The organism is Chromobacterium sp. Rain0013, assembly GCF_015291765.1.
Lineage (GTDB): Bacteria > Pseudomonadota > Gammaproteobacteria > Burkholderiales > Chromobacteriaceae > Chromobacterium > Chromobacterium haemolyticum.
This window is the reverse complement of sequence record NZ_CP031514.1, coordinates 4,749,218-4,769,898: the sequence shown is the minus strand read 5'-3', so window position 1 is coordinate 4,769,898 and position 20,681 is coordinate 4,749,218. Positions and strand designations below refer to the sequence as shown.

Genomic DNA, 20,681 nt, shown 5'->3' with positions numbered 1-20,681 from the left:
TGGAGTCCGCTGCGTGGCTGCTGGAAAGAATGTGAGCGGCCCGCCCATGGGCGGGCCCTGCGCTTATTGCAGCAGCGCGGCCGCTTGGCGCGCCATCTCGCCCTCCTCGTCGGTGGGCAGCACATAGGCGGCGCGCGCGCTGGCGGCGGTGGTCAGCCGCCTGGCCTGGGCCAGGTTGGCCGCCTGGTCGGCTTCAAAGCCCAGCCAGGCCAGCTGTTGCAGCACTCGGCCGCGCACCTCCGGCGAGTGCTCGCCCACGCCGGCGGTGAATACCAGCGCATCCAGGCCCTTCATCGCCGCGGCCAGGCTGGCCACCTCGCGCGCCACCCGATAGCAGAACAGCTCGATGGCTTCGCGCGCCGCAGGCAAATCGCTGGCCAGCAGTTCGCGCATATCGGACGAGAGACCGGAGACCCCTAGCAGGCCGGAGTTTTTGTACAGCTCGCGCCGCACATCGGCCACGCTCATGCCGGCCTGTTCCTGCCAGTAGAGAATGACTTCAGGGTCGATATAGCCGGGACGGCTGCCCATCATCAGCCCGTCCACCGCGGAGAAGCCCATGCTGGAGGCCATGCTGCGGCCGGCGTCCAGCGCGCAGGCGCTGGCGCCGCTGCCCAGGTGGCAGACCACCACCTTGGCGCGGTCCAGGCCCAGTTCCGGCAGCCGCCGCGCGATGGCGGCGTAGGATAGGCCGTGGAAGCCGTAGCGGCGAACGCCGTCGTCGTGCCAGTGGCGGGCGATGCCGAAGCGGGTGGCCACTTCCGGCTGCTGAGCGTGGAAGGCGGTGTCGAAGCAGGCGAACTGCGGCAAACGGGCGTCGTACTCCTCGAAGGCGGCGATCACGGACAGGCTGACCGGCTGATGCAGCGGCGCCAGCGCCACATAGTCCTCCAACTGAGCGCGAATGTCGGCGTCCAGCCGCAGCGCGGCGGTGAAGCGGCCGCCGCCGTGGACCACCCGGTGCACCACGGCCAGCGGCTCCAGCTGCTGATCGGCCAGGCTGTTGATCACCGCGGCGATGGCGCTGCCGCGGCTGCCGTCGTCCAGCGCGTGGCGGCTCAGCGTCTGGCCCTTGCCGTCCAGCAATTGCAGTTCCGGCTTGGTCTGGCCAAAGCGGTCCACCATGCCGCGCGCCAGCAACTGGCGTCCATCCGGGGTGAAGGCGCGGAATTTAAGCGTGGAGGAACCGGCGTTGACGGCGAGCAGTACCCGGCTCATGAGCGGGGCCCGCTTTGCCGGCGTTTGTGCGCCAGCAGGTTGGCCACCGCGGCGGAGGCGAGGCGGCCGGTGGCGTCGTCGGCGCGGCTGGTCAGCACGATGGGCGCGCGCGCGCCCATCACGATGCCGGCGGAAGCAGCGGCGGCGAGATAGGTCAGCTGCTTGCCCAGCATATTGCCGGCTTCAAGGTCCGGCACCAGCAGGATGTCCGGGTCGCCGGCCACCGGCGAGACGATGCCTTTGCTGTCGGCGGCTTCGCGCGAGATGGCGTTGTCGAAGGCCAGCGGGCCGTCGAGGATGGCTCCGGTGATCTGGCCGCGATCCGCCATCTTGCACAGCGCGGCGGCGTCCAGTGTGGAGCGCATCGCCGGATTGATGGTTTCCACCGCCGCCAGGATGGCCACCTTGGGCTGGGAAATGCCCAGCGCCTGGGTCAGGTCGATGGCGTTCTGACAGATGTCGCGCTTGGTCAGCAGGTCGGGCTCGATATTGATCGCGGCGTCGGTGATGAACAGATAACGCGGATAGGTTTCCACCTTCATGATCCAAACGTGGCTGATGCGGCGGTCGGTACGGATGCCGGTGCCGCGCGCCAGCGCTTCGCCCATGAATTCGTCGGTGTGCAGGCTGCCCTTCATCAGAATATCGGCGTAGCCTTCGCGCACCAGGGTCACCGCCTGTTCGGCGGCGGCATGGCTGTGCGGCACGTCGACCAGCTCAAAACGCTTCAGGTCCACTTCCAGTTCGTCGGCCAACTTGGCCAGCCTGGCGGCGGGGGCGACCAGAATGGGAGTGGCGATGCCGTGGTCGGCTGCCTCCACCGCGCCCAGCAGCGCTTCGCGGCTGCAGGGGTGGGCCACGGCCATCGGCAGCGGGCCCAGGCCAACGGCCTGTTGGAGGATGTCGGAAAAAGCATGTTCGTCGCGAGTCATGGCGTGCTCCCTCAGGCCTTGATGTGATGGCCGCCATCGACATAGATGGTCTGACCGGTCAGGCCGCGGGCGGCTTCGGAGATGAGGAAGGCGCAGGTGGTGCCCACGTCTTCGATTTCCACCAGGCGGTTCTGAGGCGCTCGCGCGATGGCGTCCTCGATCAATTGATCGAAATGGGCGATGCCGGAGGCGGCGCGAGTGCGCAGCGGGCCGGGAGACACCGCGTGCACGCGGATGTTCTTGGCGCCCAGTTCGCTGGCCAGGTAGCGCGATACGCTTTCCAGCGCCGCCTTGACCGGACCCATGATGTTGTAGTTCTCCACCACCTTGTCCGCGCCGTAATAGCTCATGGTGATCAGGCTGCCGCCCTGAATCATCAAGGGTTCGGCCAAGCGGGCCATTTCGATGAAGGAATAGCAGGACACGCGCATCGCCTGCTGAAAACCGGCGAGCGAGCAGTCGGTGACGCGGCCGTGAAGGTCGTCCATGGGGCAGAAGGCGATGGAGTGAATGACAAAATCCAGTTTGCCCCATTGCTGGCGGATCGCCTCGAACACCGCTTCCATCTGCCCGGGCTGCTCCACGTCCAGCGGCAGTACCAGCGGCGAGCCTAGCTGGTCGGCCAGCGGACGCACGTATTTTTCCGCTTTCTGGTTCAGGTAGGTAACGGCGAACTCCGCGCCAAGGTCGCGCAATACGCTGGCGCAGCCGTAGGCGATGCTGTTCTCATTGGCGATGCCGACAATCAGGCCTTTCTTGCCGGCAAGAATGTTGCGAATGCTTTCCATCTGACCCTCTTGGTAAACCATGTGACCTCCGGGATTTGTAGGGTTGCAGGGCAGTATTGCGGGCTAATGAAGCAAAGGGATTTTTGTATTGACGATTCAGTCGGATATAATCGACGATTTGGCGGGAACGAAGGCTTGATCTCGAGGCGCTTCGTCCGCATCTGTCCGACTAGGCATGCCGAGCGGAAGTTCTCGCTCGGATAGTGCAGTGCAGCATGAGTTCGGTTTATTATGCCATCATGATTACTGGTGGGGAAGCAAAGCTATGCCAATCTACGAATACCGTTGCGGCGCCTGCGGCGTCGCCAAAGAGCACCTGCAAAAACTCAGCGACGAGCCGATCGCTCAATGCCCTGCCTGCGGCAGCGCCGAGTATCGCAAGCAGCTGTCCGCGGCCGGCTTCCAGTTGAAAGGTTCCGGCTGGTACGCCACGGACTTCAAGGGCGGCGCATCCGGCGGCTCATCCTCCGCATCCTCCGACAGCGCGTCTTCGGACAGCGGTGGCGGGCATAGTTGCGGCACTGGCTGTGGGTGCGCGTAAACCCCAATGACGCCGCAAATCAAAATGACGCTAAAGGGCTATCTGGTCACCGGCTTGCTGGTGTGGTTGCCCCTGGCCGTGACGCTGTGGGTGTTGAACCTGATCGTCACTTCGCTGGACCAGACGCTGAACCTGCTGCCGCAGGAATGGCAGCCGGAGGCCTTGCTCGGCTTCCATCTGCCGGGCCTGGGCGTGGTGCTGTCGGTGATGATTCTGTTGGGCACCGGCATGTTGGCCGCCAATGTGCTGGGCCAGCGCGTGCTGGATATGTGGGACGCGCTGCTGTCCCGCATTCCGGTGGTGAAGAGCATTTACAACAGCGTCAAGCAAGTCAGCGACACCTTGCTGTCCGATTCCGGCCAGGCCTTCAAAAAGGCGCTGCTGGTCCAGTTTCCTCATTCCGGCATGTGGACGGTGGCGTTTCAAACCGGCCCGCTGCCTGATGTCGTGTCCGAATCCTTGTCCGACGACGAGTTCATCGGGGTCTATGTGCCCACCATCCCCAACCCGACCTCGGGTTATTTCGTGATGGTGGCCAAGAAGGACACCCGCAACTTGAACATGAGCGTGGACGAAGCGTTGAAATACGCGATCTCCATGGGCATGGTGGCGCCGAATCCGCCGCCGGCCGCCCAGCGTCCGCGCCTGAACGACGAACATAATCGGCAGGGCTAGACCGACACCCTGTCTAGCCCTTAACGCCTTTCTTTCCCCCGGGCGGGGAAGCCTCAACGAATTTGAATAAAAGGGTTTACCCAAATGCGTACCGACTATTGCGGACTTATTGACAAGAAATACCTCGGCCAGACCGTCACCGTGAAGGGCTGGGCTCACCGCCGCCGCGACCATGGCGGCGTGATCTTCATCGACCTGCGCGACCGCGAAGGCCTGGTGCAGGTGGTGATTGATCCGGACACCCCGGAAGCGTTCCAGCTGGCCGACAGCAGCCGCGGCGAATACGTGCTGTCCATCACCGGCATCGTGCGCGAGCGTCCGGCGGGCACCGCCAACAGCAAGATGATTTCCGGCGAGATCGAAATCCTGGCCAAGGAAATCGAAATCCTCAACGCCGCCGCCACGCCGCCGTTCCAGATCGACGACGAAAACCTGTCCGAGAACGTGCGCCTGACCAACCGCGTGATTGATCTGCGCCGCCCGGCGATGCAGAAAAACCTGCGCTTGCGCTACAAGGTGGCGATGGGCGTGCGCAACCATCTGGACAAGCAGGGCTTCATCGATATCGAAACCCCGATGCTGACCCGCTCCACGCCGGAAGGCGCGCGCGATTACCTGGTGCCTTCCCGCGTGCATCCGGGCGAATTCTTCGCGTTGCCGCAATCGCCGCAGCTGTTCAAGCAATTGCTGATGGTGGCCGGCTTTGACCGCTACTACCAGATCACCAAGTGCTTCCGAGACGAAGACCTGCGCGCCGACCGTCAGCCGGAATTCACCCAGATCGATATCGAGACCTCGTTCCTGAACGAGGATGAGATCATGGACATCACCGAGGGCATGACCAAGGAGATCTTCCGCGACGTACTGGGCGTGGAGCTGCCGCAGTTCCCGCGCATGACTTACGCCGACGCGATGTTCTACTACGGCTCCGACAAGCCGGACATGCGCGTGGATCTGAAATTCACCGAACTGACCGATGTGATGAAGTCGGAAGAGTTCAAGGTGTTCCGCGGCGCGGCCGACATGGCGGGCGGCCGCGTGGTGGCCCTGCGCGTGCCGGGCGGTTCCGGCCTCAGCCGCAAGGAAATCGACGACTACACCCAGTTCGTTGGCATCTACGGCGCCAAGGGTCTGGCCTACATCAAGGTCAACGACGCCAGCAAGCCGACGGAAGAAGGCCTGCAGTCGCCCATCGTCAAGTTCCTGTCCGAGGGCGGCCTGAAAGCCATCATCGAGCGCACCGGCGCGCAAAACGGCGACATCATCTTCTTCGGCGCGGACAAGGCCAAGGTGGTGAACGAGGCCATCGGCGCGCTGCGCATCAAGATCGGCCACGAACACGGCCTGGCCAACGGCTACTTCGTCAAGGAATGGCGTCCGCTGTGGGTGGTGGACTTCCCGATGTTCGAGCACGACGAGGACGACGATCGCTGGACCGCTTGCCACCATCCGTTCACCAGCCCGAAGCCGGGCCACGAGGACCTGATGGCCACCGATCCGGGCGCCTGCCTGGCGCGCGCCTACGACATGGTGCTGAACGGCTGGGAAATCGGCGGCGGCTCCATCCGTATCCATCGCGCCGACATCCAGGAAAAAGTGTTTGGCGCGCTGAAAATCAGCCCGGAAGAGCAGCAGAACAAGTTCGGCTTCCTGTTGGACAACCTGAAGTTCGGCGCGCCGCCGCATGGCGGCCTGGCTTTCGGTCTGGACCGCCTGGTGACGCTGATGTGCGGCGCGGAGTCCATCCGCGACGTGATCGCCTTCCCGAAAACCCAGCGCGCTCAGTGCCTGCTGACCAACGCGCCCAACGCGGTGGACGACAAGCAACTGCGCGAACTGAATCTGCGTCTGCGCCAGAAGGCTGAGCCGTCCGCTTGATGCTGGTTTGATCCGACGATAACGGCCGTTGCGCAAGCAGCGGCCGTTTTTCATTCTGAGGCTCTTGACGGCCTTGGCTTGAACCTTGCGCTTTTGGCCCAATCTAACAGCAGCCTCATACTTGACGCGAGCGCCTGCCGGGCCGGCATTGCAAAACTTTATCGCAACGATATGGATTTACAATTTGCCGATGTTGGCGGGCCTGATTTATAAAGCCTCGCATTCCGCCGCGTTTCCCGACGCCCGATCAGGGAAGCGCAGTCATACCAAGACCTTTAAGGAGATCCGCAATGGCCGTACTCGTTGGCAAACAAGCCCCCTTCTTCGATGGCGCGAAAACCTTCTCCGCCGTGCTGGGCGATGGTCAGATCGTTGACAACTACTCCTTCAAGCAAGCTACCGCCGGCAAATACGCGGTAGTATTCTTCTACCCGCTGGACTTCACCTTCGTGTGCCCGTCCGAACTGATCGCTTTCGACCACCGTCTGGCCGACTTCAAAGCCAAGAACGTGGAAGTGATCGGCGTGTCCATCGACAGCCAGTTCACCCACGCCGCATGGCGCAACACCCCGGTGGAAAAGGGCGGCATCGGCCAGGTTGGCTACACCCTGGTGGCCGATATCCAGCACGAACTGTGCAAGGCTTTCGACGTTGAAGCCGATGGCGGCGTCGCTTTCCGTGGCTCTTTCCTGATCGACCGCTCCGGCGTGGTGCAGCACCAAGTGGTGAACAACCTGCCGCTGGGCCGCAACGTCGACGAAATGCTGCGCATGGTTGACGCGCTGCAGTTCACCGAAGAGCACGGCGAAGTGTGCCCGGCGGGTTGGAACAAGGGTAAGAAAGGCATGAAGCCGAGCGCTGAAGGCGTGGCTTCCTACCTGGCTGAAAACGCCAAGGACCTGTAATCCGTCGTAAACGGATTGCGTCCAACCCTGCCCCGCGCGCCTTGGCCCGCGGGGCTTTTTATTGCGCGGCCTTGGCCGACTTGGCGCATTGCTCGCTATAACTAACAATAAGCTACCAAGATAATGACAGGCCCGAGCCATGTCTCTGCCGATCAGCCAGCTGGACAGCTACACCATGCTGCATGTGATGCGCTCCACTCACCTGTCCGTGCCGCACGCCTTGTTGGGCGCTGCCTTGCTGACCGGCCTGGAATGGGGGAGGGCGCCGCTTGCGGCCGCCTTGCTGTGGCTGCTGCTTTTTAGCCTGCTGCTGCTGAGCTTGTGGGGCACCACTTGGCGCGCCAGCCGCTGCCCCGAACACGACGATTGGCAGATCGCCGCCTTGTATCGGCGCTTCTCAGCGCAGATCGTCGCCGCGGGCTCGGGCTGGGGCGCCGCGGCCTGGATTCTGATGCCTGGAGACGATCTGACATACAGTCTGATCGTGGTGCTGTGGGGCATTGCGGTCAGCGCGGTGCAAGGCGCGATGCTGTCGGCGCGCCGTGAGCTGTTTTATGGTTTCGTCGGTCCGCTCTGGGGCTTGCTGCTGCTGCGTCTGTTCCTTTCTCCGGAGCCGGTGCTGCGCTGGGTGGGCGCTTCCGGCCTCGTCTATTGCCTGTCGCTGACGCTGTTTACCTCTTTGTTGCATCGCTTTGCGCTGGAATCCATGGGACAGCGCGCAGAAAACGCCAGCCTGATGCGAGAGTTGACGTTGGAGCAGGCGCAGTTGGATAGTTACAACGCGATGCTGGAGCAGAAAAACATAGAACTGGACGGAGCGGTGGAGCGCATCAGCGAGCTGGCCTCGCGCGATCCCTTGACCGGCGTGTTGAACATGCGCTCCTTGATGCGGGAAATGGAGCGCTTGCTGGAACATTCGGAAACCCAGGGCGCGCCTTTCGCCATCGCCATCATCGATCTGGACCATTTCAAGCGTATCAACGACAGTTGCGGCCATGCGCGCGGCGACGAGGTGTTGCAACAGCTGTGCGCGCTGGCGCAGCAGGCGCTGGTGGACGGCGAGCTGTTCGGCCGTTACGGCGGGGAGGAGTTCCTGCTGCTGGCGCCTGCCTGCAGCGGCTCTGAGTTGAACCGGCGCATGGAGGCGCTGCGCGGCAAGGTGGGCGGCTGGGACTGGCGGCGTCTGACCGGCGACTTGCCCGTGACCTTGTCCTGCGGCGTGGCCGCCTGGCGGCGGGGCGTGGACCCGCTGAGTCTGCTGCAACAGGCGGACAAGGCGCTGTATCAAGCCAAGGCGCAGGGGCGCGACCGCGTCTGCCTGGCGAGAGAGGGCGAGGCGTGAGGCGGAGACTGGGCATTCTGATGCCGTTTCCCTGGCAAGCGCCTCATCCGCAGTTGGAGGCGGAATTGGTGCGTCAGTTCGTTTCCATGCTCCAGCTTTCGATTCTGCAGTCTTTCATCGCCATCCCGCTATTTGGTCTGCTGATGTTCGGGCATGCGCCCGGCTGGCGCATCTTGAGCTGGGTGGGGATGTTCCTGCTGATGCAGTTGCTGTTCGCGCGCCTGGTTTATCGTTTTCGCCGTGACGCGCATAGCCAGGATCAAGTGTTCCGGCATTATCAGGCGCTGCGGCAGTTGATGCTGTTCAGCGCGCTGGTGTGGAGCATGATGATGTGGTTCATGTTTCCCCAGACGGAGGGGCCTTACCGCATCGTGGTGGTGCTGTGGCTAGCCGGCGGCTTTGCCGCGGTCTGCCTGCTGCTGGCCCCGTGCCGCGATCTGCACCTGACGTTTTTCGTCGGTTACTGGATATACCCGCTGTATCGTTTCCACTGCGAGGGCACTTTGCTGTACAGCGCTTTGCTGGTGGGCGCGGTGATCTTCATCCTGGTGCAGTGGGAATTCCTGTCCAGCTTCAATCCCCTGCTGCGCGACACCGTGAGACTGCGCGAGCGCAATGCGGTGGTGCTGCGCTGCCTGCAAGCGCTGTACGCGGAAAGCGCGGCCAAGCGGGAACTGCTGGAGCAGCGCAGGCAGATGTTGCAGCAGGCGGCTGAGCAGATGAATCTGCTGGCGGACTCCGACGTGTTGACCGGCTGCTTGAATCAGCGGGCCTTGCGTTGCCGGATGGCGGAACTGGATCAGTCCAACGAGGCGGTCTGGAGCCTGGCGATGTTGGATCTGGACGAGTTCAAGCAAGTGAACGACCGCTTTGGCCATTTGGTGGGCGACCAGGTGTTGCAGCAGGCGGCGCAGCTCATTGCCTCCTGTCTGGAGGGCTGGATGACGCTGGCGCGCTATGGCGGAGAGGAGTTTGTGGTGCTGGCCCCTGGCTTGGCGCCTGAGAGGCTGGCGGAGAAGATGGAGGCGGTCAGGCTGCGCCTGGCCCAAGCTCAACTGGACGGATTGCCCGACGGCTACGCGCAGACGGTGTCCATCGGCGTGGCGGGCCAGCCGCCGCTGAACGGCAGCCAGCAGGCTTTGCTGCAGGCGGACGCCGCCTTGTACCGGGCCAAAGCATCCGGTCGCAACCGGGTGTGCGTGTGGGACGCTGAGCCGGAGCGGGGTTAGAACCTGTTCACGATCTGCTGCGCGTCGTGAAGCGTTGCACGGTGAGTACAAGCTCAAAATGCTCATGTACCACGTGTACATTCCGCTTTTTCGCTCGTTTTCGCCTTGTCTCGCTCTTGCTCGCGAGCCTTTGAACAGGCTCTAAGACAGTCACTGCCGCAAATGTCCCGACGCAACGGAAAACCGCCGCGCGGGAGGGGTTTCAGCTCAGCGGCAGCTTGGCCTTGACCGTGCGCATCATCGCGGGCTGGGCGGCGGCGACAGGGTGCAGCCCGTCCGGTTGGAACTGGGACAAATCGGCCTCGAAGCCGGCCACCAGCAAGGGCACGAAGGAGAGGCGCTCGCGTTTGGCCAAGTCGGCGTAGGCTTTGTGGAACTCGGCGCCGTATTGCGGGCCATAGTTCGGGGGCAGGGCCATGCCCACCAGCACTACCTTGGCCTTGCTTTGTTTGGCCAAGGCGATCATCTTGGACAGGTTGCCGCGCATCTGCTCCAGCGGCAGGCCGCGCAGCCCGTCGTTGGCGCCCAGCTCCAGCACCACGATGTCCGGGCGATGGCGCGCCAGTGCGTCTGGCAACCTGGCCAGGCCGCCGGCGGTGGTTTCGCCTGAGATGCTGGCATTGACGATGCGGTGCTTCGCCCCCATCTCCTTGGCGAGCAGGCTGACCCAGCCCTGGCCGGGAGACAGGCCGTAACCGGCGGACAGGCTGTCTCCGAAGACCAATATCGTGGCGGCGGACGCCGGCAATATCAGCAGGCACAGGCCGGCGGAAAGTAGAACTTTGCTTAGTATCGAGCGCATAAATGAATCCAATTGAAACTCAGGCGGTGTTGGCGGCCAGCGAGCTGGCCAAGCAGGTGCATTTCCACGGCGAGCCGCTGAACATCCTGCGCAGCGCCACGCTAACCCTGTATCCGGGCGAGAGCGTGGCCATCGTCGGCGCTTCCGGTTCCGGCAAGTCTACCCTGTTGTCCCTGTTGGCGGGTCTGGATCATCCGTCCGGCGGCGAGGTGTCCTTGTTTGGCCAAGCCTTGTCCGGCTTGAGCGAAGACGCGCGCGCGCTGCTGCGCAGAGACAAGGTGGGGTTCGTGTTCCAGAATTTCCAGCTGATGCCGCAACTGACCGCGCAGGAAAACGTGATGCTGCCGCTGGAGCTGGCCGGCCGCGCCGACGCGCGCGAAGCGGCGCGCCAGATGCTGGACCGCGTCGGCCTCAGCCATAGGCTGGGCCATTATCCGCGCCACTTGTCCGGCGGCGAGCAGCAACGAGTCGCCTTGGCGCGCGCCTTCGTCATTCACCCCGGGCTGTTGTTCGCCGACGAGCCCACCGGCAATCTGGACCCGCACAGCGGCCGCCAGATCATCGATCTGCTGTTCCAGCTCAACGCCGAGCAGGGCACCGCTCTGGTGCTGGTCACCCACGACACCGAGCTGGCCAGCCGCTGCGACGCCATCTACCGGCTGGTGGAAGGCAAGCTCAACGGGGCGCGCTCATGACTCTCGCCGGCCGCTTAACCTTGGTGTTGCGCTTCATCCGCCGCGAACTGGTGTCCGGCGAGCTCACCATCCTGGCCCTGGCCCTGATGGTGGCGGTGATGGCGATGAGCAGCGTGGCCTTTTTCTCCGACCGCGTAGAGCGCGCGCTGACCACCCAGGCCACGCAGCTGCTGGCCGCGGACTTGGTGCTCAACGGCAATCAGCCGGCGCCGGAGCCTATCCGCCGCGAGGCGGAGAAGCGGGGCCTGCGGCTGGCCGACAACATCAGCTTTCCTTCCATGGTGTTTTCCGGCGGCCAGGCGGCTTTGGCCACATATAAATCGGTCAGCGACAACTATCCCCTGCGCGGCGAAGTCAGCGTGAGGCTGGCCGACGGCCGCATCGCCAGCGGCAGCTTGCGACCGGCCGCGGGCACTGCCTGGGCCGACGCCAGGCTGATGCGGCGCTTGAAGCTGAAGCTGGGCGACACCCTGGGCGTGGGAGGCGCGCAACTGCGGCTGGCCGGCGAAATCATCCGCGAGCCGGACGGCGCGATGGATTTGTACAACTTCGTGCCGCGGCTGATGTTCAACCGCGCCGACCTGGCCGCCACCGGCCTGATCCAGGAAGGCAGCCGCGCGCGCTGGCGCTTGATGTTCGCCGGCGACGATCGCGGCATCGCCGATTTCCGCCAGTGGCTGGACAAGGCCAAGCCCAAAGACGCGCGGCTGGAAAACGTCGAGGAGGCGAGGCCGGAGGTGCGCACAGCGCTGGAGCGCGCGCGGCGCTTTCTCGGCCTGACCGCGATGCTGACCGTGGCGCTGGCCGCGTCAGCGGTGGCGCTGGTGGTTCGCCGTTACCTGGCGCGCCATTGGCAGCAGGTGGCGGTGCTGCGCTGCCTGGGTCTGACGGCGGGCGAGGTGTGGGGCTTGTTCGTCAGCCTGTTTCTATTGTTGGGGCTGCTGGCCGGCGCTTTGGGCACCGCCGGCGGCTTCGGCGTGCAACTGGCGCTGATGCGGCTGGCCAGCGGTTATGTCGGCGAGATTCTGCCGGACCCGGGCTGGCTGACCTGGCTGGTGGGGCCGTTGGCCTCGCTGGTGTTGCTGGCCGGCCTGGCTCTGCCGCCCTTGATGGGCATACGCGACGTGCCGCCGGCGGCGGTGCTGCGCGATGAATTGACGCCGACGCGTCAGGGCCTGCTGGCGCCCTTGCTGGCCCTGGTGGCGCTGCTGGGCCTGGCCGCCTGGCAAGTTGGCGACCTGGCTGTGGCCGGCTGGCTGCTGGCCGGCATGCTGGGTTTCTTCGCCGCGGTGGGCGCGCTGGCGCTGGGCGTGGTCTATCTGATGCGGCGGCTGCCGCGCGGACGCCGCGTGGGCTGGCGCTTCGGCATCGCCAATATCGCCCGCCGCCACTGGCTGGCGGTGATCCAGATCGTGTCCTTGTCGGTGGGCCTGATGGCCTTGCTGACGCTGACCATTGTGCGCGACGACCTGATCGGCGCCTGGCAACGCAGCGTGCCGGCGGACGCGCCGAATAAATTCGTCATCAATATTCAGCGCCACCAGCTCGACGGCGTGCGCAACGCCTTCGCCGCGGAGGGACGCGAGGCGCCTGAATTGGCGCCCATGGTGCGGGCGCGGCTGATCGCGATCAACGAGCGCCCGGTGCGGCCATCCGCGTATGAGGACGAACGCGCGCGGCGTTTGGCCGAGCGGGAGTTCAACCTCTCTTGGCGCGATGAGTTGCCGCCGGGCAACAAGCTGACGGCGGGCCAGTGGTGGCCAGTTCAGAAACGGATTCCGCCGCAGTTCTCGGTGGAACGGGAACTGGCCGGCACTTTGGGCATCAAGCTGGGCGATACGCTGGTTTTCGATCTGGCCGGCACCGCTTACCGCGCCAAGGTCACCAGTTTGCGCGAAGTGCCGTGGGACAGCTTCCGCGTCAATTTCTTCGTGATCGGCACGCCCGGTCAGTTCAGTCAGCAGCCGGCCAGTTGGATCACCAGCTTCCGGCTGGAGGCGGCGGACGAGGATTTCGTCAATCGCTTGGTGGGCGAGTTTCCCAATCTGACCGTGATCGACGTCGGGGCGATCCTGACCGAGGTGAGGGCGATGATGGACAAGCTGTCGCGCGGCATCGAGGCCATGTTCGGCCTGGCCTTGGCCGCCGGCGTGCTGGTGTTGTGGGCGTCGCTGGCGGCCACTCGCGACGAGAGGCTGTTCGATGTCGGCCTGATGCGGGCGCTGGGGGCGTCGCGGCGGCAAGTGCGCAGCGTGGTGCTGGCGGAACTGGCCTGGCTGGGCGCGTTTTCCGGTTTATTGGCGGCATTGGGCGCGATGGGCATCGGCGCTTTGGCTTCGGTCAAATTGTTCAACCTGCCCTTGGTGTTCAATCCGTGGCTGTTGCCCGCCGGCATCGCCTGTGGCGCGCTGGTGGTGGTGGTGGCCGGTTGGCCGCTCGTCGGGAGAGTGACCCGGACTTCGCCGATGGCGGTGTTGAGAGCGATTTGAGTTTGGTGGTCAAAGCTGAGAGTCAAGCGGGGCGAAACCCGCAAGGAGACGCATGATGGATGCGATAGTACAGGCGGCAATGGCCAAGTGGCCGAACGTGCCCGCCGTGTTTGGCTGGTTGCGGCTGGACGCGCGCGGCCAGTGGTGGATCAAGGACGAGCGCTTGCAGCATGAGGCGATGACCGAGTTTTTTGGCCGCAACTACAGCCGCGACGGACTGGGGCGCTGTTATGTGCAGAACGGGCCGCAAAAAGTCTATGTGACGCTGGATGCCGCGCCGCTGGTGGCGCGGCGCACTCCGTCGGGTTGGAGCACGCTGCCGTACGACGACGACGTGCCGGCGCGCTCCGCCTGGCTGACGCCGGAAGGCATGTTGTTGATCGAGATCGGCGGCGAGCTGGCGGCGGTGGATGACCGCGACCTGGCCGCGGTGCTGGAAGAAGGGGCGCCGGGCTGGGACGGCGACACGGCCTCGTTGCCGGACAGGCTGGCGTTGGGCAAGGCGGCGATTCCGCTGGGGAAGGAGAGCCTGCCGGATTTGTGGCTGCGTTACGGCATCGTCGGACGGCCCAAAGGCTGAGCCGTTTCACAGTCAAACAAAACCCCGGGCTTGCCCGGGGTTTTGTTTGGTCCGCGGATGGCTTAGAACCTGTTTACGATCTCGCGAACAAGGGCGAAACAAGGCGAAAACGGCTGAGAACGCCGAATGTACATGGCGTACATGAGCATTTTGAGCTTGTACTCACCGTGCAACGCTCCACGAAGCGCAGCAGATTTTGAACAAGCTCCTAGAGCGGACGCGACTCCACCTGCACCAGACGCTTGCGCCCAGCCAACATGCCCATGGCGAAGGTGGCGGCGGAGATGAGCGTGAACAACAGACCCAGCGGCCACAAGCTGTGGGTCTGGTCGCGGATCAGGCCTACGCTGAGCGGACCGAGAGAAGCCAGCGCATAGCCGACGCCCTGGGCCATGCCGGACAGATGGGCGGCCACATGGGGATCCGGCGAGCGCAACGCCAGCAGGCTCAACGCCATGCTGAACAGGCCGCCTTGGCCCAGACCCAGCAGCACCGCCCAGAACAGCAGGCTGTCTGTCGGCGCGAACAGCATGCCGAGCAGGCCGCTGATCACCAGCGCCACGGTGACGGCGATCGGCGGGCGCTGGTCGCGACAGCGCTGTCCCAGCGCCGGCACCAGCAGCGAGGACACCACCTGCACCATGATGGAAATGGACAGCAGCAGGCCGGCGTGCAGCGCGGTCTCGCCGCGGTCTATCAGGATGGACGGCAGCCAGCCGAACACGATGTAGGCCATCGACGACTGCAAACCCATGAACAAGGTGACTTGCCAGGCCAAGGGATCGCGCAGCAAGCCGCGCACCAGCCATTGACCGTGATGGGACGCCTGCCGGATCCGCGTTTGCGGCCACCACACCAGCAAGGCCAGCAGCGCCGGGCTTGCCCAGATCGCCAACGCGCCTTGCCAGCTGTCGCCCATCCAACGCATGGCCGGCACGGTGAGACCGGCGGCCAGCGCCGCGCCCAGGCACAGCGCCATGGTGTAGACCCCTGTCATCAGGCTGACCTGAGCGGGGAAGTCGCGTTTGACAATGCCGGGCAGCAATACGCCGATGACGCCGATGCTGGCGCCGGCCAAGGCCGAACCGGCGAACAGGCCGAATTGACCGAACTGAGTGCGCAGCAAAATGCCCAGCGCCAGCGTCACCAGGATGAGCGCGATGGTTTTTTCGCTGCCCCAGAGGCGGGCCAACCGCGGCGCCAAGGGGCCGAACAGGCCGAGACAGGCGACCGGCAACGTGGTGAGCAGGCCGGCCATCAGGCCGCTGAGCCCTCGGCTGGCGGCGACGTCGCGCAGCACTGGGGATAGGCTGGACAGCGCCGGCCGCAGGTTGACGCCTACCAGGATCAGGCCCAGCAGCAACAGCCAGGGACGGTGCAGCGCGGGGCGTTGGCTTTGCACGCCGGCGTCGTCTATCTCGGCGTCGATCAGCGTGTCTTCGACCGGCAAATGATCCGGCACGGATTTGGGGGTGGACATGGGTCTTCCTTCTGCGCTTTTGTTGTTGTCGGAGCGGGCTCCCCGCGCCAGGGGGCCGACTCGAATCTGGCTCAAGCCGCGGCGGAGCGATTGAGCAAGCGGTCCAGCGCCTCCAGCAGGGGGCGGGTGATGGCGGCGGCGGCGCGCGCGGCCTCGTCTGGCCGGCGCAGCCGGATGGCTTCGTAAATGGCGTGGTGGGCGGCGAGGTCAGGGTCCGGCAGGGCCTCATCGAGGATGGATTGCTGCACGTGTTGGCGCACCGCGCGCGAAAAATAAGCGTAGAGTTCCGCCAGTGCCTGGTTGCCGCTGGCGTTGGCGACGGCGAGATGAAATTCCAGATCTCGTTCGATGAAGTTTTCCAGAGGCTCCTGCGGCAGCCGCTCTCCACGCCGCGCGAGCGCGTCCGCTATCGCGCTAAGATCCGCTTCCGGGCAGCGGCTGGCGGCCAGCCGCGCGGCGTTTTCCTCCAGCATGCAGCGCACTTCCAGATGTTCGCGCAGGCTGGCGCGGCTGATGGCGCGCATGGCGTCGCCGGGGTTGACCGTGGCGCGCACATAACTGCCGTCGCCCTGGCGCACTTCCAGCAAGCCGGCGTAGAGCAGCACCCGCACGGCTTCGCGCACCGTGTTCCGGCTGACGCCCAACTGTTCCGCCAGTTCCGGCTCGGTGGGAATGCGCGCGCCTAACGGCCAATCGCCGTCCGCCAGCCGCTTGGCGATGTTCTCCACCGCAATGTCGACTAGCGAGCGTTTATAGGGAAGCGCCGACATGACTTGCTCCTGATTCATCCAATCATCCGATGAATTTTAACGGGACAATACGGCACCGACAATGCTAAGTGGAAAACAAATAGCAAATATTACTTAAGCATAAGTGGAGATGCCGTTGCCGCTATTGTTGTTGGACAGGCCCAGGCCGTTGTTCAGAATCTGGGCACTGACCGCATAGGGCGCGCCCAGGGAGTAGACCATCGCGTACAGCGACAGCGCGCTGATCTGTTGCGCGCTCAGTTGGATGGAGCCGGACTGATTGACCGTCAAGGAGGAGAGATTGGCGGGAATGGTGTTGGAAGCCGGAGTGGCGGATTGTCGTATTTGTTGACTGAATTGCATTTTCTGCAAGGCGGTCAGGGTTTGCGGGATGGTGCCGTTGCCGTAGGAAGCGTAGCTATTGGCCAGCCAGTTCAATGCCCTGGCGGCGGTGTAGAGCAGGTTGGCCACGCCTTGGGAGTCGCTGCTGTAAGCGCTTTGCAGGCTGTTGTTGCTCAGGCTGAGGCTGCCCATCTGGCCGAACTGTTGCGGATACTGGAAGTTGAGGCCGATCTGGTTCAGCTTGACCAGCAGCGAGCTGCCGTTGCTGTAACTGGCGCTGGCCTGCTGGTTCATGCTGCTGGCCAATTGTTTGGCGATAGGGTCGCGACTGAGCAGGCCGCCGCTGACCAGCAGCGCGTTCAGGCTGCCTTGCAGAGTGTTGAAAGCGTCGGCCAGGGATTGCGCCTGTCCGTTGAGGCCGTTCAGGTCCAGCTTGACTGAAATATTGGTGCTGCCGGTGGACAGCAAGTCCATCGACACCGAGGAGCCCAAGGAGATGCCGCTGTTGCCGGCGTTGGAGCCGGAGGCGCCGTTGATCAGGTAGTTGGCGTTTTGCGCGGCCTGGGTCTGGGTCAGGTTCTGGCCGCTGCCCACCGCCTGGGTTTGGTCGAAAGCGAGACGGGACAGGCCGTTTTGGTCTGTATTGTTGCCGTCGTTGTCGCTGACCAGGATCTGAAAGTTGTTGCTGGCGCCGGTCTGGGCGGCGCTGATCTGCAACTGATAATTGCCGGAGGCGTTCTGCACGATATTGGCCACCATGCCGACGCCGGAGCCGTTGATGGCGGTGGCGATGCTGGACAGCGTGCCGTTGTTGATGGACAGCGTGGCCGAACTGCCGCTGGGAGTGAAGCTGGTGGCCGAGGTGGGCGAGGTGTAGGCGTAGCTGCCGGTCTTGATGGTCAGGGTGCCGCTGCCCACCGCGGTGCTGCTGGTGTCCGGCAAGGTAAAGGCGGTGACTGCGCTGTGCGCCTGCGCCAGCTGCGAGATCGATACGCTGTAATTGCCGTTTTGCGCGCCGGCGGCGGTGGAAACGCGGGCCACCGACGGGTTGCTGCTGCTGCCGCTGATGGAATTGTTGACCGCGTATGGGGAATAAATCTGCTGCAGGCTGTCCTGGAAGATATTCAGGCTGGACAGCAATTGGCCCAGCCCGGAAATCAGCACCACATTGGGATCGGTGCCGGCGCTTTGCGAGCTGTTGCCGCTGCGGATGAGCGGGACAATGGGCGACGAGCCCAATAAACCGCTCAAGAGTTGATTGTTATTGCCGAAAAGCGATAACAGCGGATTGTAATTTCCGAGGATATTGTTTGCCATGGCTCACCCGCAGAATCCCTGTTGCCACCTCTCAGTGTAGGTGAAGAATCAGGGATTTGCCGGTGAGCGGGCTGTCCCGGCGGACAGGCCGCCGGGAAGGAGACTTACTTGGCCGGGGCCGCGTCCTTCACGCATTTCTTCACGAAGCTGGCCTTGGCCGCGCCGGCAAGTTTCTTCTCGGCGGCTTTGGCGTCACAGCTTTTTTGGGCGTTGGCGGCGGCGCCGTCTTTCTCGCATTTCTTCAGGAAGCTGCTTTTGGCGGCGCCGGCCAGTTTTTTCTCGGCGGCTTTGGCGTCGCAGGCGGCGTCAGCCAGCGCCAGGTTGGCGGAAGTCAGGGCCAGAACAGCGATCATCAGGTATTTGCGCATGATTCATCCTTAGTAGGGCGGGTTGTCGGTCCCATGACGGGCGAGAAAAACGATACTCCAAGTTATAGCGCATGAACACTGCATTTTGTTGACGTCATGTAACGGCTTGCATCAATAGATATCAGTATCGTTAGCAAAATCGACAAGGGGTCAAAGCGCGAACAGGTTCTCAGTCGTAGCGGCGCTGACGCGCGTTGAGACGATAAACCAGGGCCAGGGTGGAGAAGGCGAACAAGACCAGCAATAGCCCCAGACGGTGCGCGCTGGCGTAGTCCGCCTGCTCAACATGGTTATACAGCGCGATGGAAATGACCCGGGTTTCCCCTTCGATATTGCCGCCAATCATCAGCACCACCCCGAACTCGCCCACGGTGTGGGCGAAGCCCATGCTGGCGGCGGCGAGCACGCCGGAACGGCAGCTGGGCAGAATGACGCGGGTCAGCCGCTGCCAGCGGTTGGCGCCCAGCATCATCGCGGTTTCGATTTCCTCGCGCCGCACCGCGTTGAAGCTGACGATGAGCGGCTGCAGCACGAAGGGCAGGGAATACAGCACCGAGGCGATGATCAGTCCCTGAAAGGTGAAGGCGAGGCCGGGCCAGCCCAGCCAGGCGGTCAGCTGGCCGATGGGACCATGCGGGCCGAAGGCCACCAGTAGATAGAAGCCCAACACCGTGGGCGGCAGCACCAGCGGCAAGGTTGCGCCGGCCTCTATCACCGGTTTGAGGCGGGAGCGCGTGCGCGACAGCCACCAGCCCAGCGGCACGCACAGCACGAGCAGGATCAGGGTGCTGATGGCGGCCAGCCGCAGCGTGAGGGCGATGGCCGCCCATTCGGAAGCCGTCATTGCGCGAAGTCGTAGCCCGCTTTCTTGATCAGCGCGCGCGCCTTGTCGCCCTTGAGGAAGGCGAGAAAGGCTCTGGCCGCCGGGGTGTCGCGCACGAGCAGCGCGTCCTGGCGGATGGGCTGATGCAGCTTGGCGGGCACCAGCCAGTAGTGCTTGGAGATGCCTTGCTCCAACAATTGCGCGTAAGCGACGAAGGCGAAGTCGGCTCCGCCGACTTGGGCGAACTGCATGGTCTGGCTGATATTGTCGCCGGTGACGAACTTGGGCTTGAGCGCGTCGGCGAGCTTCAGCGCGGTCAGGGTTTCCATCGCGGCGCGGCCGTAGGGCGCGGCCGCCGGGTTGGCGATGGCCAGTTTGTTGAAGTTGCCGCCGCGCAGCGCGGCTTCGCCCGCGTCGTCGCGCTGCTTGCTCCACAACGCGAGTTTGCCGATGGCGTAGGTGAAGCGGCTGTCGGGTTTGCCTATCTTGTCGCGCAGCAATTCGGCAGGGCGTTCGTCGTCCGCGGACAGGAACACGTCAAACGGCGCGCCTTGGCGAATCTGCGCGGCCAGCTTGCCGGAAGCGCCGCCGCTAGCCTTGATGTCGTGGCCGCTGGCTGCCTTGAACTCCACCGCGACCTTGTCCAGCGTCTGCTGGAAATTGCTGGCGACCGCCACGGTGACGGTGTCGGCGGCGGCGAACAGCGGGGACAGCAACAGCAACAAGCTCAAGACTTTGCGCGGCATGGTCTGCTTCCTGACAGGGTATGAGGCGACCATTATGCCGCCAGCCCGGGCGCTAGCCTACTCCCCAAACGGTGTAGCCGCCGCCAAGTGTTGGGCCATCTGCCGCGCGTGATGGCGGCTCCAAAGGTCGACGCGCTGTTGCAGCCACTCCGCGTTAAATGGTTGCGCGTCGTCCGGATTGAATTCTTTTCCCAGCAGGTTGACGCCGCCGGCCAGCAGCAATCCGGATTCCGAGTCCTCGAGCTGGCCTATGGTGGAGACTTGGGCGAGGTAGGGGTCGATGTCGTCGGCGAAGCGGGCCAGATTGAGTGAGGCCTGCAATGGCCGCCGCGCATCCGGTCCGGCCAGTTCCCTCAGCATGTCGCCCACCGCCACGCGCAGCCGGGCGATGCCCGGTCCGGCCGCGTCGGCCACCGGCAGCCCCTCGAGGCATAGCGCCCGGGCCAGGCTGTTGCGGTAGCAGGCGTCGAGCCGGTTATGCTCATCCGCCGCCGTGGCCTGCCATTGGCCGTCCGCTTGGCGGCCCAGAAAGATCAGCGGTTCGATCAGGATGCCGTGATAGCGTTTCAGATCAACACCGGGCTGCAGGTAGAGCACCTGGCCGGCATGATCCGGGCTGGGGTGGAAGGCTTCGCTGGGCAGCAGGACCAGATTCTCCGGCTTGTCCCCGGCGTGACCGATATTGGCCAGCAAGGCGGAAGCCATCAGCGCGCAGGCGAGTTTAAAGAAGGGTTTCATCGTGCGGGCTCAATGGGGATTGCGTGGGAGATGGACTGCGGCCG

At 64.2% G+C, this 20,681-nt stretch carries 20 protein-coding genes; 9 read left to right on the top strand and 11 right to left on the bottom strand.

Going from position 1 to position 20,681, the window contains the following annotated elements; translation table 11 throughout:
* Positions 1 to 63 precede the first annotated feature (63 nt).
* From DXT74_RS21840 to fabI, 3 genes are read right to left on the bottom strand one after another with little or no spacing between them, the layout of a single operon-like run.
* On the bottom strand, positions 64 to 1,218 hold the full coding sequence (locus DXT74_RS21840) for an acetate/propionate family kinase (protein WP_114153412.1): 1,155 nt from the start codon (positions 1,216 to 1,218) through the stop codon (positions 64 to 66).
* Positions 1,215 to 2,150 carry a phosphate acetyltransferase gene (locus DXT74_RS21835; protein WP_043632128.1) on the bottom strand — a complete coding sequence of 312 codons (936 nt, stop codon included), beginning with the start codon at positions 2,148 to 2,150 and terminating at the stop codon, positions 1,215 to 1,217. Before DXT74_RS21835 ends, DXT74_RS21840 begins: the two co-directional genes overlap by 4 nt.
* An 11-nt stretch (positions 2,151 to 2,161) precedes the next feature.
* Positions 2,162 to 2,938, bottom strand: a complete 777-nt coding sequence (gene fabI, locus DXT74_RS21830) for an enoyl-ACP reductase FabI (protein ID WP_043632752.1) — start codon at positions 2,936 to 2,938, stop codon at positions 2,162 to 2,164.
* A 265-nt stretch (positions 2,939 to 3,203) separates the two neighbouring features.
* On the opposite strand from fabI, the gene DXT74_RS21825 reads away from it, so the two are divergent.
* The 6 genes from DXT74_RS21825 to DXT74_RS21800 all read left to right on the top strand — a co-directional run bounded on the left by DXT74_RS21825 (position 3,204) and on the right by DXT74_RS21800 (position 9,508).
* Positions 3,204 to 3,479 (top strand): FmdB family zinc ribbon protein, encoded by a 276-nt coding sequence (locus DXT74_RS21825; protein ID WP_114153413.1) that lies wholly within the window; start codon positions 3,204 to 3,206, stop codon positions 3,477 to 3,479.
* A gap of 6 nt (positions 3,480 to 3,485) precedes the next feature.
* Complete coding sequence (locus DXT74_RS21820) at positions 3,486 to 4,154, top strand: DUF502 domain-containing protein (protein ID WP_043632133.1); 669 nt, start codon at positions 3,486 to 3,488, stop codon at positions 4,152 to 4,154.
* Between the two features lie 84 nt (positions 4,155 to 4,238).
* On the top strand, positions 4,239 to 6,032 hold the full coding sequence (gene aspS / locus DXT74_RS21815) for an aspartate--tRNA ligase (protein WP_043632136.1): 1,794 nt from the start codon (positions 4,239 to 4,241) through the stop codon (positions 6,030 to 6,032).
* 290 nt (positions 6,033 to 6,322) lie between these two features.
* Complete coding sequence (locus DXT74_RS21810; protein WP_019103359.1) at positions 6,323 to 6,937, top strand: peroxiredoxin; 615 nt, start codon at positions 6,323 to 6,325, stop codon at positions 6,935 to 6,937.
* A gap of 139 nt (positions 6,938 to 7,076) precedes the next feature.
* Positions 7,077 to 8,279, top strand: coding sequence for a GGDEF domain-containing protein (locus tag DXT74_RS21805; RefSeq protein ID WP_052370274.1), 1,203 nt, complete (start codon positions 7,077 to 7,079; stop codon positions 8,277 to 8,279).
* Positions 8,276 to 9,508, top strand: coding sequence for a GGDEF domain-containing protein (locus DXT74_RS21800; protein ID WP_141113294.1), 1,233 nt, complete (start codon positions 8,276 to 8,278; stop codon positions 9,506 to 9,508). Before DXT74_RS21805 ends, DXT74_RS21800 begins: the two co-directional genes overlap by 4 nt.
* Positions 9,509 to 9,710: 202 nt before the next feature.
* Here DXT74_RS21800 and DXT74_RS21795 read toward each other — a convergent pair whose 3' ends face one another.
* Positions 9,711 to 10,310: an arylesterase gene (locus DXT74_RS21795; protein ID WP_194426982.1), complete on the bottom strand. Its 600-nt coding sequence runs from the start codon at positions 10,308 to 10,310 to the stop codon at positions 9,711 to 9,713.
* A gap of 2 nt (positions 10,311 to 10,312) precedes the next feature.
* Here DXT74_RS21795 and DXT74_RS21790 point away from each other — a divergent pair, with 2 nt between their 5' ends.
* The 3 genes from DXT74_RS21790 to DXT74_RS21780 are packed head-to-tail and all read left to right on the top strand — an operon-like array spanning position 10,313 to position 14,074.
* Complete coding sequence (locus DXT74_RS21790) at positions 10,313 to 11,005, top strand: ABC transporter ATP-binding protein (RefSeq protein ID WP_019101893.1); 693 nt, start codon at positions 10,313 to 10,315, stop codon at positions 11,003 to 11,005.
* Positions 11,002 to 13,494: an ABC transporter permease gene (locus tag DXT74_RS21785; protein ID WP_194426981.1), complete on the top strand. Its 2,493-nt coding sequence runs from the start codon at positions 11,002 to 11,004 to the stop codon at positions 13,492 to 13,494. The genes DXT74_RS21790 and DXT74_RS21785 overlap by 4 nt, the downstream gene beginning before the upstream one ends.
* Positions 13,495 to 13,549: 55 nt before the next feature.
* Positions 13,550 to 14,074 (top strand): DUF2946 family protein, encoded by a 525-nt coding sequence (locus DXT74_RS21780; protein ID WP_194426980.1) that lies wholly within the window; start codon positions 13,550 to 13,552, stop codon positions 14,072 to 14,074.
* 208 nt (positions 14,075 to 14,282) lie between these two features.
* On the opposite strand, the gene DXT74_RS21775 is transcribed toward DXT74_RS21780, so the two are convergent.
* The 7 genes from DXT74_RS21775 to DXT74_RS21745 form a co-directional block, all read right to left on the bottom strand.
* Positions 14,283 to 15,554, bottom strand: coding sequence for an MFS transporter (locus DXT74_RS21775; protein WP_019101890.1), 1,272 nt, complete (start codon positions 15,552 to 15,554; stop codon positions 14,283 to 14,285).
* A gap of 71 nt (positions 15,555 to 15,625) precedes the next feature.
* Complete coding sequence (locus tag DXT74_RS21770; RefSeq protein ID WP_043592880.1) at positions 15,626 to 16,324, bottom strand: FadR/GntR family transcriptional regulator; 699 nt, start codon at positions 16,322 to 16,324, stop codon at positions 15,626 to 15,628.
* Positions 16,325 to 16,417: 93 nt separating this feature from the next.
* Positions 16,418 to 17,896, bottom strand: coding sequence for a flagellar filament capping protein FliD (locus tag DXT74_RS21765; RefSeq protein WP_194426979.1), 1,479 nt, complete (start codon positions 17,894 to 17,896; stop codon positions 16,418 to 16,420).
* A 170-nt stretch (positions 17,897 to 18,066) separates the two neighbouring features.
* A complete protein-coding gene (locus DXT74_RS21760) occupies positions 18,067 to 18,330 on the bottom strand; it encodes a hypothetical protein (RefSeq protein WP_019101887.1) in 264 nt (87 codons plus the stop codon).
* 169 nt (positions 18,331 to 18,499) lie between these two features.
* A complete protein-coding gene (gene modB, locus DXT74_RS21755) occupies positions 18,500 to 19,174 on the bottom strand; it encodes a molybdate ABC transporter permease subunit (protein ID WP_043632153.1) in 675 nt (224 codons plus the stop codon).
* Positions 19,171 to 19,899 (bottom strand): molybdate ABC transporter substrate-binding protein, encoded by a 729-nt coding sequence (gene modA, locus DXT74_RS21750; RefSeq protein WP_043632156.1) that lies wholly within the window; start codon positions 19,897 to 19,899, stop codon positions 19,171 to 19,173. The genes modB and modA overlap by 4 nt, the downstream gene beginning before the upstream one ends.
* Positions 19,900 to 19,956: 57 nt before the next feature.
* A complete protein-coding gene (locus DXT74_RS21745; protein ID WP_194426978.1) occupies positions 19,957 to 20,637 on the bottom strand; it encodes a DUF3313 family protein in 681 nt (226 codons plus the stop codon).
* Positions 20,638 to 20,681 lie beyond the last annotated feature (44 nt).